The following is a 15,184-nucleotide window of genomic DNA, read 5'->3' as shown; positions in this document are numbered from 1 at the left end:
TTTCGTTTCCTGAGTATGGGTACGCCCATTGGTGATACTCAGGCAACAAGTAAACTTTGAGAATAATTCCGTATTATGACTGAACAATATAATGCTGGTGCCATTGAAGTACTGAATGGCTTAGAGCCAGTACGTCGCCGACCAGGGATGTATACGGATACAGCGCGCCCAAACCATTTGGGCCAAGAAGTTATCGACAACAGTGTCGATGAAGCGCTAGCCGGACATGCCTCAAAAGTACAAGTCATCCTACATGCTGACCAATCACTCGAAGTGATCGATGATGGTCGAGGCATGCCTGTTGATATCCACCCAGAAGAGAAAGTATCAGGCGTAGAGCTAATTCTATGTAAGCTACATGCGGGTGGTAAGTTCTCTAACAAAAACTACCAATTCTCTGGTGGTTTGCACGGGGTAGGTATATCTGTAGTAAACGCGTTGTCAAAACGCGTTGAAGTAACAGTTCGTCGTGATGGTCAAGTGTATGAAATTGCATTTGAACACGGCGAGAAAGTGTCTGATCTGACCGTAACTGGCACATGTGGTCGTCGCAATCGCGGTACCAGCGTACATTTCTGGCCTGATGCGAAGTACTTCGATTCGGCTAACTTCTCTGTGACGCGCTTAGTCAACAACCTGCGCGCAAAAGCGGTTTTGTGTCCGGGCTTAGAAATCACATTAACCGACAAAGTTAATGGCAAAGACTATAAGTGGTACTACGAAGACGGTCTTAAAGACTATCTTGCGGAAGGTGTAAAAGGCTATCCAGTTATTCCTGAAGAACCATTTACTGGTGAGTTCTTGGCGGATACTGAAGCGGCAAACTGGGCGGTAATTTGGCAGCCAGAAGGCGGTGAAATGATCACCGAAAGCTACGTTAACCTAATCCCAACCGCTCAAGGTGGTACGCACGTTAATGGTTTACGCCAAGGCTTGTTGGAAGCGATGCGCGAATTCTGTGAGTTCCGTAATCTATTACCTCGTGGTGTGAAGCTAACGGGTGATGACGTTTTCGACCGCTGTTCTTACGTGCTGTCGGTTAAAATTCAAGATCCACAATTTGCAGGCCAGACCAAGGAACGTCTCTCTTCTCGTCAAACCGCGGCATTTGTCTCTGGCGTTGTAAAAGATGCGTTCAGTCTTTGGTTGAACGAAAAGCCTCAGCTCGCAGAGCAATTGGCAGAAGTCTGTATCGCTAACGCGCATCGTCGTATGCGAGCGGCGAAAAAAGTCGTACGTAAGAAAGTGGCTTCTGGCCCGGCACTGCCAGGTAAGTTGACCGACTGTTCTGCACAGGACTTAAGTCGCACGGAAATCTTCTTTGTGGAGGGTGACTCTGCGGGTGGCTCGGCAAAACAGGCACGTGACCGTGAATTCCAAGCTGTGATGCCACTGCGTGGTAAGATCTTGAACACGTGGGAAGTCTCTGCCGATCAAGTTCTTGCGTCTCAAGAAGTACACGATATCTCAGTTGCTTTGGGTATTGACCCAGATAGCGACAACCTCGAGAGTCTTCGTTACGGTAAGATCTGTATCCTTGCCGATGCGGACTCGGATGGTCTTCACATCGCAACGCTGCTTTGTGCTCTATTTACTCGTCACTTCCGCGCACTAGTGGAAGCGGGTCATATCTATGTGGCGATGCCGCCTCTGTATCGAATCGACTGCGGGAAAGAAGTGTTCTACGCCCTCGATGATGATGAAAAAGATGGCATTTTAGAGCGCTTGTCGAAGAAGAAAGCCAAAATCAACGTGCAACGATTCAAAGGTCTGGGTGAGATGAACCCACTTCAGTTGCGTGAAACCACCATGGATCCGAACACGCGTCGCTTAGTGCAGTTAACCATTGACGACTCTACGGCGACCATGGAAATGATGGACATGCTGCTAGGTAAAAAGCGTGCAGATGACCGTCGTTCTTGGCTACAAAACAACGGCGACTTGGCAGAGGTGTAACGGATGTCTACAGAAATTACCTACGATGGCGTCGAACAATTGCCAATGCGCAAGTTCACTGAAGACGCTTATCTGAACTACTCGATGTACGTAATCATGGACCGCGCCTTGCCATACATTGGTGATGGCTTAAAGCCGGTTCAACGACGCATCATTTATGCGATGTCAGAGCTTGGTCTCTCTGCATCAGCAAAATACAAAAAATCTGCACGTACCGTTGGTGACGTGCTAGGTAAATACCATCCGCACGGTGATTTAGCGTGTTACGAAGCGATGGTATTGATGGCTCAGCCATTCTCTTACCGCTATCCATTAGTGGATGGTCAAGGTAACTGGGGTGCGCCAGATGATCCGAAATCATTTGCGGCAATGCGTTATACCGAAGCAAAACTGTCTAAGTTTGCTGAAGTATTGCTTGGCGAACTTGGTCAGGGCACGGTTGAATGGCAACCTAACTTTGATGGCACAATGAAAGAGCCACAAATGTTGCCAGCACGTCTGCCTCATATCCTGCTTAACGGTGTAACCGGCATTGCCGTTGGTATGGCAACAGACATCCCACCGCACAACGTTCGTGAAATCGCAGATGCGACTATTCATTTGATCGACAACCCGAAAGCAGAACTGCCGGACGTGATGCAGTATGTCAAAGGTCCAGATTACCCAACAGAAGCAGAAATTATCTCGCCGCAAGCGGATATCGAGAAGATTTACCGCAACGGTCGTGGCAGCATCAAAATGCGCGCGGTTTGGCATAAAGAAGGTTCTGATATTGTTATCACTTCTTTGCCTCACCAAGTATCGGGTGCCAAACTGCTTGAGCAAATCGCTAACCAGATGCGTGCGAAGAAGCTGCCAATGGTTGACGATCTTCGTGACGAATCGGATCACGAGAACCCAACGCGTATCGTTGTGGTGCCTAAGTCAAACCGTGTCGATTGTGACTTGTTGATGAACCACTTGTTCGCATCAACGGATCTTGAGCGCAGTTACCGCGTTAACTTGAACATGATTGGTTTGGATAACCGTCCTCAAGTTAAAGGTCTGGTGCAAATTCTATCTGAGTGGATCGAGTTCCGTCGTACGACTGTGCGTCGTCGTCTACAACACCGCCTAGACAAAGTAATGGCTCGTCTACACATCTTGGAAGGTTTGTTGGTTGCTTACCTCAACCTAGATGAAGTGATTGAGATCATCCGTACTGAAGACGATCCAAAAGCTGTGCTGATGGAACGCTTTGGTATTACCGATATCCAAGCGGATGCAATTTTAGATACCAAACTTCGTCATCTAGCAAAACTAGAAGAGATGAAGATCCGTGGTGAGCAAGACGAGCTAGAGAAAGAGCGTGAGAAGCTAGAACAGCTACTCGGTTCTGAGCGTCGTCTGAACACACTACTGAAAAAAGAAATCAAAGCAGACGCAGAGAAATACGGTGATGACCGTCGCTCTCCAATGGTTGAGCGTGCAGAAGCAAAAGCGCTGACTGAACGTGACCTCGTACCAAGTGAGCCAATCACGGTTGTGCTTTCTGAGAAAGGTTGGATTCGTCACGCGAAAGGCCATGACGTGGATGCCGAAGGCTTAAACTATAAGTCGGGTGATAAGTATTTAGCGCATGCTCGAGGTAAGAGTAATCAGCCTGCGGTATTCCTAGGTAGTGACGGTCGAAGTTACTCTCTGGAATCGCACTCACTGCCTTCTGCTCGTAGTCAAGGTGAGCCGATTACCGGTCGCTTGAATATTACGGCTGGTAGCAGTATTCGCCAAGTCATCATGAGTGAAGAAGATCAGCTGTGGCTGGTGGGTTCAGATGCAGGTTACGGCTTTGTATGTAAAGGCGCGGACTTGCTGTCTAAAAACCGCAGTGGTAAAGCGCTCGTCACTTTACCTGCCAACTCTGAGATCATGACGCCAAAAGAGATTGAAGATTTAGACTCTGATGAAATCTTAGCAATCACTAACCAAGGTCGCATGCTGCTGTTCCCAATCAAAGACTTGCCACAACTGGCGAAAGGTAAAGGGAATAAGATCATCAACATTCCTGCTGCTAAAGCAAAAGAGCGAGAAGAAGTACTATCTCACTTAATGTCTTTACCAAAAGGTGCATCGTTAACGCTGTACGCGGGTAAGCGAAAGTTGGGTCTTAAACCGTCTGACCTTGATAACTTCCGTGGCGAACGTGGTCGCCGAGGTGGGTTATTACCGAGAGGTTTGCAGCGAGTCACTCGCATTGAAGTTGAGCTGGATGATTCCGATACGACGGAAACACCGAGCGATAGCGAGTAACGCACAAATAAAAATCCCAGCCAATGGCTGGGATTTTTTATGCTTCTTGCTTGTCTTCAGCAATGGTGACTTTCAAGGTCATCTCTTTTCCTTTGCGAATGATACCGACGTCCACGGTGGTGCCAGGACGTAAATCGGTGACGATATCCATAACGCTCTGACGCCCCTGAACCTTATTGCCATCAATACTGATAATGATATCTTGTTTTTGAAAGCCAGCCGCATTGGCTGGGCCATTTGGATCAATACCAAGTACGACAATACCACCTATGTGTTCATTTCCAAGTAGGCGAGCAGTGACCGCATTAATGTCTTGGCCGTCGATTCCAATATAACCACGAATCACGCGGCCATCAGCGATGATTTTCTGCATGATCTTACTGGCTAGCGGCGCAGGGATCGCAAAAGAAATACCGTAAGTTTCTAAGTCTGTCGCTTGCTGAAAAGAGGCGGTGTTAATGCCGACGAGCTCGCCTTGTGTGTTCACTAGGGCTCCACCAGAGTTACCTTCATTGATGGCGGCATCGGTTTGAATGAATGCTTGACGACCATCGCTAATAGATGAACGACCTGTGGCAGAAATAATGCCGAACGTTGTGGTTTGTCCAAGGTTGTATGGGTTACCGATGGCTAGTACTACATCGCCCACTTGTGGTTTGTAATTAGAGTTCAGAGGGATTACGGGCAAATTCGAACCTTCGACACGCAGCACGGCTATATCAGTACGTTTATCTGTCCCTACGAGCTGAGCCGCTGCGGCTCTGCCGTCTTGTAATGCCACAACAATTTGATCAGCTTGAGCAACCACATGATAGTTAGTAATGATGTAGCCTTTCTCACTAACAATGACACCTGACCCCAGACCTTGAGTCGAGAGTTTACTGCGATCATTCTCAACATACTTACGGCTGTAGATGTTTACCACTGCAGGCGCTGCTCTTCGGACCGCTTGATTAAACGTCAACTCGACTGATGCGATATTAACAGGTTGAGGATCAAGCGCGGCAGGAATTACGTTGTTGCGCAAAGATGGAACCGCCAGTAATACCACTGCGGCAGTAGCCAAGCCTAAAAAGACAGAACGTAATAAAAAGCTGAGCATATCCTCTCCATGCGTGAGCGCCAAAATGGCATCGAAGATGAAGAATAGCATTACATTGAAAAATAACAAAAGGGCAGCACGTCATCGCGCTGCCCTTTTCATTAGTTATTGAGCGATAAGGAAAAGTGATCGAGCCTTATCACTCAGTACTATGCATCGAAAACCTTATTTCCTATCACTTTGAAAGTGGTTAACGAATGACAAGATAAATAGTACGTTCACCACGTTGAATATTAAGAGCCAGTACACCTTTGTGTTTCTCTACGATTGTACGAAGCTCGGCAAGGTTTTTCACTCGTTGACGGTTCACACCGATAATAATGTCACCTTGTTGTAATTGATATTGAGCCGCTGGAGAGTTATCTGCAACGCTCGATACTTTAACACCTTGGATTACATCACTTGGTGTTGTATTGCTTAACTCCGCACCTTTGAGTCCCTCATGTAATGTCTCCGCTTTAGCTTTCATATTCGTAGATTCGCCAAGCGTTACATCAAAGGTTTTATTCTTACCATCTCGAACCACACCTAATGTGATTTCTTTACCTGCTCCCAGTGTTGCCACTTTTGCGCGGAGCTCTGAGAAAGTATTAATCGCTTTGCCGTTCACCGATACAATTACGTCACCGGCTTTTAACCCTGCTTTATCGGCTGCGCTGTCCGGTACGACTTGACCAATAAAGGCCCCTTTACTTGACTCGTAACCCAATGCATCAGCTAGCTCAGAGGTTACTTCGCCACCTTGCACACCCAACATGCCGCGTTTGACTTCACCAAACTCTAGAATTTGATCAGTGAGGTTTTTCATCATGTTTGATGGAATCGCAAAGCCAATACCCACATTACCGCCGTTAGGGCCTAAAATCGCAGTATTAATACCGATCAGCTCACCATTAAGGTTGACCAATGCACCACCAGAGTTACCGCTGTTAATTGCGGCATCGGTTTGGATGAAGTTTTCGAAGTTTTCAACGTTTAAGCCGCTACGACCAAGGGCTGAAACAATACCCGAAGTCACAGTTTGACCGAGTCCAAATGGGTTACCAATCGCAACCGTAAAGTCACCGACACGCAGTTTGTCGGAATCCGCGACCTTAATCTGCGTTAAGTTTTTCGCTTTCTCTAATTTAAGTAACGCAACATCGGCCATTTCATCACCGCCAACGAGCGTAGCGTCATACTCGCGCCCGTCAAAGAGGCGAACTCGAATCTCATCTGCCCCCTTAATCACATGGTAGTTAGTGACAATATGGCCTTTCTTCGCATCAATAATGACACCAGAACCTAAACCTCTGAACGGGCGCTCTCGCCTTTGTTCCATAGGAAAGTCTGGGCCAAAGAAAAATTGAAATTGCTCGGGAATGCGGCTGGTTTGTACTTGTTTACCTTCTACAGCAATACTCACAACAGCTGGGGTCACCTTCTCAAGCATTGGTGCCAAGCTAGGTAACTGTTGGCCATCCACATTCAAAGGTAATGCGGCAGTGGCTTGAACTGGGGCAATAATCGAACCCAAACTCAGAGATAGAACGGTGAGCGCAAGCAGTGGTTTTTTCATCCAATAACTCCTCTTGAAACATGTCTGCCAAAAAGAAATATCCGAACGGTTAGTTCACTTTGTTAATAACTAATATAGGGTCTAGTTCGGACAATCAAAAGGGGAGGCAGTGCACACCCAAGTTAGAGCGAAGGTGAGGGGAAAAAGTTCAAAAAAGGGCCGATACAAATGTATCGGCCCTAGATAGAAGTAAGAGAGGATTATGATGCTTTTGCGGTTACCGCTTCGGGAGCATTAATGATTTCTTTCTCTTGATCCTTCAAAAGACCGGTGGCGCCATTAGCGTAGTCTTTTGGTTGTTCGTTAAACTCTGGTTGATCTTCTGCAATGGTTTCAGACGACATTGCCGTTTTCTTATCAAACGGGTTGTCTTGTTCTGGTAAGTTTGGCAAAAGCTCAGAAGAGGTCTTGGCCATATGTTGGTATAGCTTGGTGTAATCTTTACCTAGGGTGTCCAACATTTCTGCGGTTTGTGCAAAGTGATCGACGAGCTCTTGACGTTGTTGCTCTAATTCAAACTTGGCCGCTTCAAGTTCTTTCTGCACAGACTTTTGTTTCTTGTATTCAGGGGTGGTTAGTCTACTAATGACTACGCCTACGATTGTACCGACCAGCAAACCCACAATGGCATAAATCCAAGGCATAACTGCTCCTTATAGTTGTTTTAACAAGTCTTTTACTACTTAGTTACACGCGGTGCTCGTCCATGTTACTATGGCTTGAACAGCCGATAAAGAAAAATAGCAGTATGTCTTCGGGGACTGATAACTACTTCTCTCTATTCTCAAAGTTGACCCCGAGGTAACCCTTTTCTCTATACCTCTATACCTCTATACGACTTAATACGATGACACCACTACAACAATATCAAAAAGACATAGCAGAACACGGGTTTCAGCGTGATGAAGCTCAGTATCAAGCGGTCGTTGCATTAGACAAGCTTTACCATGCTATCGTTGAATTTCAGTCAGCGCCTGTGCCTCAGCTTTCCAAATGGCAAAAGCTAATGGGGAAAAAAATCGACAAGCCTGAACCACCAAAAGGTCTTTACTTTTGGGGTGGGGTAGGTCGCGGTAAAACCTACCTTATGGATGCATTTTTTGATGCTTTACCGACCCAAAGAAAAATGCGCGTCCACTTCCATCGATTTATGTATCGAGTACATGATGAGTTGAAGCTGTTAGGTGATGTCGAAAATCCGCTATCAAAAGTGGCGGATAAATTTAAAGAAGAAGCCGATGTGGTTTGCTTTGATGAATTTTTTGTTTCCGACATTACTGATGCGATGATCCTTGCAACGCTACTTCAAGAAATGTTCAAGCGGCAGATGATCCTAGTCGCGACTTCAAACATTGAGCCGCAGAACTTATATCGTAACGGTTTGCAAAGAGCGCGCTTTTTGCCCGCGATCGATATGATTTTGGCACGTTGTGAAGTGTTGAATGTCGATAGTGGCGTTGATTATCGCTTAAGAACGTTAGAACAGGCTGAAATATACCATTACCCGCTTGATGAGCAGGCTAGCATAAACCTTAACAAATATTATCAGCAGCTGACTGGAGAGCGTCAGTTTGTTGCTCATCAAATCGAAGTTAACCACCGTCAACTAGCGGTGATTGAAGCAAGCGACGGGGTGCTGCATGCGTCGTTTGCTCAGTTGTGTCAAACTGCTCGCAGTCAAAATGACTACATTGAATTGTCTCGTATTTACCACACGGTATTACTGGCAGATGTTCAACAAATGAACCGAAAAATAGATGATGCGGCGAGACGCTTTATCGCGCTGGTCGATGAGTTTTACGAGCGCAATGTTAAGTTGATTATTTCTGCTGAAGTGCCAATGGCCGACTTATATACTGACGGGCAGTTAGAGTTCGAATTTAAGCGCTGTTTGTCTCGGCTTACTGAGATGCAAAGTCATGAGTATCTCGCGCGTGAACATTTGGCCTAGATCCAATGGGTTCTTAAAAAAGTGAAGAAAAAATTAGTGATTTGGCGCAAAAAAAGGTGATTTTTTCTTCGCTCTTCTCTATAATCCTGCGACCCACCGTTACTGCAGACCTGATTATCGAAGTTATTTCGAAATTGAAGGTCGAGAGTACCAACGACTCGAAGGGGTGATGACTGGGCTCTTAGACAGTGTGGGAGCACTATTGGGTGTTCCTTTAAAGTTTAAAATTTAATTAACGGGTTATTGTTAGCATGAAAACTTTCGTTGCTAAACCAGAAACTGTAAAACGCGACTGGTACGTTGTAGACGCTGAAGGTAAAACTCTTGGCCGTCTAGCAAGTGAAATTGCATCTCGCCTACGTGGCAAACATAAAGCTGAATACACTCCTCACGTTGACACTGGTGATTACATCATCGTTATCAACGCTGAGAAAGTTGCTGTAACTGGTAACAAAGCTAAGAACAAAGTGTACTACCGTCACTCTGAATTCCCAGGTGGTCTAAAATCTATCACTTTTGAAAAGTTGATCGATCGTAAACCTGAGATGGCTCTTGAGCTTGCAGTTAAAGGCATGCTTCCACGTGGTCCTCTAGGCCGTGCTATGTACCGTAAGCTAAAAGTTTACGCGGGCGCTGAGCACAACCATGTTGCTCAACAACCACAAGTACTAGACATCTAATTGGGGATTTCGAAAATGGCAGAGAATCAATACTACGGCACTGGCCGTCGCAAAAGCTCAGCTGCACGTGTTTTCATTAAACCAGGCAGCGGTAACATTGTAGTAAACAAGCGTAACCTTGACGAATACTTCGGTCGTCCAACAGCACGTATGGTTGTACAACAACCTCTAGAGCTAGTTGAACTAACTGAAAAGCTAGACCTTTACGTAACAGTTAAAGGCGGCGGTATTTCTGGTCAAGCTGGTGCTATCCGTCACGGTATCACTCGCGCGCTTATGGAATACGATGAGTCTCTACGTCCTGCTCTACGCGCAGCTGGCTACGTTACTCGTGACGCTCGTTGCGTTGAACGTAAGAAAGTTGGTCTACGTAAAGCACGTCGTCGTCCACAGTTCTCTAAGCGTTAATTTCCTCTTATCGGGAATTATGCTTTCAGAGTTACTCTGGAAACTGTGTACCAAAAGCTCGGCTCTATGCCGGGCTTTTTTGTATTTAAAGCAACGAACAGCCTTCACTTATCATCACACTCCGAGCAGGCCTTCTTATTCGTCCTCTTCGTCGAAAGGTTGCCAGTGCCGTTTTATATCTGTGCCTTATTTAATCACGACTCACCACGCTTTCTCTTGCGATGCAGCATAGATGTATTCATCAGCAAGAATGTCTTTGTATCTTATTCTTCCTGTAACATTTTTTAAAATGACTTACGCTCCTTTTTGAGCATTCTGCGTGCTACAAAATTGAAAATATAAACACAGTAAGCTGAACGCGTAATACGAAATATTTCTCTGTGTAATTAACTGAAAACTACCAAGATAAAAGGTTTTATCTGCTTTCAGCGGGGCTTCTATGTGGTGCTTTCTTGTTACAAATCACATCAATTTTTTATAATTCTGCCGCTTTTGTGACGACGCGAGCGATTTGCCTCACAAATGTTACAAAAAGGTAGCTTTATCTTGTCAAAAAGTAGGGTTTTCTTTATCATTTCCCTCCAATAAATAGAACTAAATTCATTATTTGTTAGCCATGCTCTTATAAGCGGAATAATAACGATCCAAAGGGAGCAAATGGGAGAATGTTTGGATGAGCAACGCGCCTTTAAATAACGGTCGCAGGCGTTTTCTAACCGCTACAACGGCAGTTGTTGGTGGGTTAGGGGCAGTCGCCGTCGCCGTGCCTTTTATCAAATCATGGAATCCGAGTGCTAAAGCCAAAGCGGCGGGCGCACCGGTGGAAGTGGATATAAGTAAAATTGAACCAGGTCAGCTGGTTCGTGTTGAGTGGCAGGGAAAACCTGTATGGATTGTTCGCCGCACTCAAAGCGTTCTGGATAACTTAAAATCGATCGGTGATAAGCTTCGCGATCCACAATCTGAAATGGAGCAGCAGCCTGAGTACGCTCAGAATGAGTTTCGTTCGATTAAGGAAGAGTTTTTCGTCGCAGTTGGTTTCTGTACCCACTTAGGTTGTTCACCAACCTATCTACCTGACTCTTTCTCAGAGCAGGTGCAGGGCGTAAGATCTGGCTTCTTCTGTCCTTGTCATGGTTCTAAGTTCGACATGGCTGGTCGAGTGTTCCAAGGAGTACCTGCTCCGTTGAACCTTGTCGTTCCTAAGCACATGTATTTGAGCGATACCAAGCTCATTGTGGGTGTTGATGAGGGAGATGCATAATGCAAGCAATGTTAGATTGGGTTGAAAAGCGTATTCCTGCAATGAATGCTTATAAAAAGCATTTGTCTGAATACCCAATGCCTAAGAACTTCAACTTTTGGTACCTTTTCGGTTCTCTGGCGATGCTGGTTCTTGTTAACCAAATCCTAACGGGTATTTGGCTAACGATGAACTATGTTCCTTCAGGTGACGGTGCATTTGCGTCTATCGAATACATTATGCGTGATGTAGAGTACGGTTGGCTTCTGCGTTACATGCATTCCACTGGCGCGTCAGCGTTTTTCGTTGTTGTGTATCTTCACATGTTCCGTGGTTTGATCTACGGTTCATACCAAAAACCTCGTGAACTATTGTGGATCTTCGGTATGTTGATCTTTCTTGTTCTCATGGCTGAAGCGTTCATGGGTTACCTACTTCCATGGGGTCAGATGTCATACTGGGGTGCACAGGTAATCATTTCCCTGTTTGGTGCTATTCCTGTTATCGGTGATGACCTAACGCTTTGGATTCGTGGTGACTACATCATCTCTGGTGCAACGCTAAACCGTTTCTTCGCACTACACGTTATTGCCCTGCCTATTGTTTTGCTTCTTCTTGTTGTTCTGCACGTATTGGCGCTGCACGAAGTAGGCTCAAACAACCCGGATGGTATCGAAACTAAGCTGCCAAAAGGCTCAATGGGCGACGATTACAAAACGCAATTCAAGTTCCACGATTACTATACGAAGAAATATGACATCATTGATTCGATTCCTTTCCATCCGTACGGCACGGTTAAGGACTTGGTCGGTGTCGCTGGTTTCTTGTTCTTCTTCTGTTACGTGCTGTTCTTTAACCCAGAAATGGGTGGGTACTTCCTTGAGCCGCCTAACTTTGAAGCTGCAAACCCACTGAAGACACCAGAGCATATTGCTCCGGTATGGTACTTCACGCCGTTCTACGCAATCTTACGTGCGGTTCCAGACAAACTATTAGGTGTTATCCTAATGGGCGCGTCAATTGCAGTGCTGTTTGTTCTACCTTGGTTGGATCGTTGTAAAGTTCGTTCATACCGTTACCGTAGCAAACTTCATCTATTGAATATTGTACAGTTCACTATCGCCTTTATCGCTCTGGGTATTTTAGGTGCGTTACCTGCGACACCAACGTACACACTACTATCTCAGATCTTTAGCTTGTGTTACTTCATGTTCTTTGTGTTGCTGTTCTTCTACAGCAAAAATGAAGCAACCAAACCATTACCAGAGAGGGTGACATTCAAATGAAGAAGTGGATTGTAATTCTATTTGCTATGTTGCCATCACTAGCGATGGCAGCTGGGGCCAATGTTCCGCTGGATAAAGCGAATGTTGACCTTACGGATAAAGCTTCGCTACAAAACGGCGCGAAGTTGTTCATGAACTACTGTTTTGCTTGTCACTCTACGCAATACCAGCGTTACGAGCGTGTAGCAACAGACTTGGAAATTCCAACAGACTTAATGAAAGAAAACCTGATTTTCAATCCTGAAGCGAAAATCGGTGATCTAATGGTCAATGCTATGCCACCGAAGCAAGCGGCAAACTGGTTTGGTGCTCCACCACCAGATCTTACGTTGGTTGCACGAGTTCGTGGTGCTGATTGGTTATACACTTACTTACGCTCTTTCTATGTTGATCCATCTCGTCCATTCGGCGTGAACAACATCGTCTTCCCGAGTGTTGGTATGCCGCATGTACTTGAAGAGCTACAGGGCATCCCGACGCCGATTTACGATACGAAAATCGTAGATGGCGAAGAAGTACAAGTTGTTGTTGGTACTGAAACCGATGGCACGGGTGAGCTGAGTGAAGGCGAATATGACAAAGCGGTTGGCGATCTCGTTAACTTCTTAGTTTATTCAGGTGACCCAGTGCAGCTTGAGCGTCATGCTTTAGGCTGGTGGGTAATGGGCTTCTTAGTGCTTCTAACCATCGTTGTTGTGATGCTCAAGAAAGAGTATTGGCGCGATGTGCATTAATTGTGCTAAAATACCGTGCTAATTCCCAATTTTAATTGATGTACAATGGAGGCTTAGCCTCCATTGTTTTTATTTGTAAGTGTACTGGAGGGCTCCATGGCTGTAGCTGCCAATAAACGTTCTGTGATGACTCTTTTCTCAAGTGCATCAGATTTGTATAGCCATCAGGTTCGCATTGTACTAGCTGAAAAAGGCGTAAGTGTTGAAGTTGAGCTTGTTGACGAAGCAAACCTTCCTGCTGAGCTTGTTGAGCTAAACCCATATAAATCAGTGCCAACTCTTGTTGACCGTGAGCTAGCTCTTTACGATTCAAAAATCATCATGGAGTACTTGGACGAGCGTTTCCCTCATCCACCTCTAATGCCGGTTTACCCTGTTGCTCGTGGCAACAGCCGCTTGATGATGTACCGTATCGAACGCAACTGGTATTCACTCGCTGAAAAAGTGATGAAAGGTAATGCGGAAGAATCAGAAAAAGCACGCACAAAGCTGCGTAATGATCTTCTGACGTTAGCGCCAATTTTTGCTGAATATGAGTACTTCATGAGCGAAGAATTCAGCTTGATCGATTGTTACCTAGCTCCACTATTGTGGCGTTTGCCTCAACTTGGTATCGATCTTGTTGGCCCTGGTTCAAAAGAAATCAAGGTATACATGAACCGCGTATTTGAACGTGATTCGTTCCTTGCTTCTTTGACTGAAGCTGAACGTGAAATGCGCCTAGTTCGCTAAGCGATTTAAAACACGTTATGGATATTGCAAAAATGACTGCTCGCCGCCCGTATATGCTTCGCGCATTTTACGACTGGTTAGTAGACAATGACTTGACTCCTCACTTGGTTGTGGATGCAACAATGCCAGGGGTGCGTGTCCCGGTTGAATTTATTCAAGATGGTCAAATTATTTTGAATATTGCGCCACGTGCAGTGGGTAATCTTGAGTTAGGTAATGATGCGATTACCTTCCATGCTCGCTTTAGCGGTCGTCCGCACTCAGTGATCGTGCCTGTGTATGCTGTTCAAGCTATTTATGCACGTGAGAATGGTGCTGGTACTATGTTTGAACCAGAAGAAGCGTACACTCACATCGAAGAAGAAGCGATGACCGAGGAAGAATCATCCCCATCGTTTACAACGGTTAGTGATGAGCCTTCTGAGTTAGTTTCTGATTCAGATGCCGAAGAGGACGATGCTCCTCGACCAAAAGGCAAACCAAGCTTAAGAGTGATTAAATAATAAAAAAGCAGCGTAACGCTGCTTTTTTCTTTTTAACTTGTTGAAGATGATTTCAAGCCAGACTTTGGAAATTACTCACTAATCGTAAAGACTTCGACGTTCTCTTCACTTTCTGTGCTTGCCTCACTTTCTATTGTTTGTACACCGTCACTCGGTAAGTCTACTTCAACAGGCTCCATTTCGCCGTATTGGAACCCTTTAATGACTTGTTTTACGCCTGAGATATTACGCGCGATTTCTGTCGCTCGATCGCTTTGCTCTGGCGTGACATAACCAAACAGAAAAACGTCGCCATCTTCGGTGATCACTTTAACCTTAACACCATTAAGCTCAGAATCAGTAAGCAAAGCTGACTTTACTTTGGTTGTGATCCAGCTGTCATTGCTAATCTGGGTAACAGTGAGTGGCTCTTTTTGTTTGATTTGATTGTGTATGACTTTTACACCACTAACTTCTCTAGCTCTTCGCTCTAAAGCAAGGATAAGGTCTTGTGTCGGAGCCTGTCCCATAAGGACTACAGTCCCATTATATGAACTGGCAACGACACGAACTTCACCTTTAAACGGTGCTTTATTGCCGATCGCCGCAACTTCGAACTCGATGTTATTGTCCTGCCAGATTTGTTTTGTCGTGCGTGTGTCCGTGACAATATTCGCTGTGGTTGCTGCACCTGCGATAAACAAACCTGCGCAACCACTTAAACTCAATGCTGTTAATAAGATAACAAGGCTACGTATCATAA

The 15,184-nt window shown here is 45.5% G+C and carries 14 protein-coding genes; 10 read left to right on the top strand and 4 right to left on the bottom strand.

Features of this window, described 5'->3' with window-relative positions:
- Positions 1-75: 75 nt before the first annotated feature.
- Entirely contained in the window at positions 76-1,956 is a 1,881-nt protein-coding gene (gene parE, locus R8O70_RS03270) for a DNA topoisomerase IV subunit B (protein ID WP_005387417.1), read from the top strand.
- 3 nt (positions 1,957-1,959) lie between these two features.
- Positions 1,960-4,245, top strand: coding sequence for a DNA topoisomerase IV subunit A (parC, locus tag R8O70_RS03265; protein WP_206959305.1), 2,286 nt, complete (start codon positions 1,960-1,962; stop codon positions 4,243-4,245).
- 37 nt (positions 4,246-4,282) lie between these two features.
- Here the strand turns inward: parC and degS are convergent, their stop codons facing one another.
- The 3 genes from degS to zapG form a co-directional block, all read right to left on the bottom strand.
- Complete coding sequence (gene degS, locus R8O70_RS03260; protein ID WP_017633606.1) at positions 4,283-5,347, bottom strand: outer membrane-stress sensor serine endopeptidase DegS; 1,065 nt, start codon at positions 5,345-5,347, stop codon at positions 4,283-4,285.
- Between the two features lie 190 nt (positions 5,348-5,537).
- Complete coding sequence (locus R8O70_RS03255) at positions 5,538-6,905, bottom strand: Do family serine endopeptidase (RefSeq protein WP_025768400.1); 1,368 nt, start codon at positions 6,903-6,905, stop codon at positions 5,538-5,540.
- A 200-nt stretch (positions 6,906-7,105) separates the two neighbouring features.
- Positions 7,106-7,549 carry a Z-ring associated protein ZapG gene (gene zapG / locus R8O70_RS03250; RefSeq protein WP_005379861.1) on the bottom strand — a complete coding sequence of 148 codons (444 nt, stop codon included), beginning with the start codon at positions 7,547-7,549 and terminating at the stop codon, positions 7,106-7,108.
- 203 nt (positions 7,550-7,752) lie between these two features.
- Here zapG and zapE point away from each other — a divergent pair, with 203 nt between their 5' ends.
- From zapE to sspB, 8 genes are all read left to right on the top strand, one after another.
- Positions 7,753-8,856 (top strand): cell division protein ZapE, encoded by a 1,104-nt coding sequence (gene zapE, locus R8O70_RS03245; protein ID WP_005387411.1) that lies wholly within the window; start codon positions 7,753-7,755, stop codon positions 8,854-8,856.
- Between the two features lie 251 nt (positions 8,857-9,107).
- Complete coding sequence (rplM, locus tag R8O70_RS03240) at positions 9,108-9,536, top strand: 50S ribosomal protein L13 (protein ID WP_005372872.1); 429 nt, start codon at positions 9,108-9,110, stop codon at positions 9,534-9,536.
- A gap of 15 nt (positions 9,537-9,551) precedes the next feature.
- Positions 9,552-9,944, top strand: coding sequence for a 30S ribosomal protein S9 (gene rpsI, locus R8O70_RS03235; protein ID WP_005372876.1), 393 nt, complete (start codon positions 9,552-9,554; stop codon positions 9,942-9,944).
- 673 nt (positions 9,945-10,617) lie between these two features.
- Complete coding sequence (gene petA / locus R8O70_RS03230; protein WP_005372877.1) at positions 10,618-11,208, top strand: ubiquinol-cytochrome c reductase iron-sulfur subunit; 591 nt, start codon at positions 10,618-10,620, stop codon at positions 11,206-11,208.
- Positions 11,208-12,473, top strand: a complete 1,266-nt coding sequence (locus R8O70_RS03225) for a cytochrome b (RefSeq protein WP_005372880.1) — start codon at positions 11,208-11,210, stop codon at positions 12,471-12,473. Before petA ends, R8O70_RS03225 begins: the two co-directional genes overlap by 1 nt.
- Positions 12,470-13,207, top strand: a complete 738-nt coding sequence (locus R8O70_RS03220) for a cytochrome c1 (protein ID WP_005372881.1) — start codon at positions 12,470-12,472, stop codon at positions 13,205-13,207. The genes R8O70_RS03225 and R8O70_RS03220 overlap by 4 nt, the downstream gene beginning before the upstream one ends.
- A gap of 96 nt (positions 13,208-13,303) precedes the next feature.
- Positions 13,304-13,939, top strand: a complete 636-nt coding sequence (gene sspA, locus R8O70_RS03215; protein ID WP_005372897.1) for a stringent starvation protein SspA — start codon at positions 13,304-13,306, stop codon at positions 13,937-13,939.
- Between the two features lie 17 nt (positions 13,940-13,956).
- Positions 13,957-14,442, top strand: coding sequence for a ClpXP protease specificity-enhancing factor (gene sspB, locus R8O70_RS03210; RefSeq protein WP_005387408.1), 486 nt, complete (start codon positions 13,957-13,959; stop codon positions 14,440-14,442).
- Between the two features lie 71 nt (positions 14,443-14,513).
- Here sspB and R8O70_RS03205 read toward each other — a convergent pair whose 3' ends face one another.
- Entirely contained in the window at positions 14,514-15,182 is a 669-nt protein-coding gene (locus R8O70_RS03205) for a BON domain-containing protein (RefSeq protein WP_053304335.1), read from the bottom strand.
- Between the last annotated feature and the right edge of the window lie 2 nt (positions 15,183-15,184).

This window comes from Vibrio sp. 779(2023) (assembly GCF_033344285.1).
Classification (GTDB): domain Bacteria; phylum Pseudomonadota; class Gammaproteobacteria; order Enterobacterales; family Vibrionaceae; genus Vibrio; species Vibrio alginolyticus.
The sequence above is the reverse complement of the archived record's forward strand: the minus strand, read 5'-3'. Positions and strand labels throughout refer to the sequence as shown.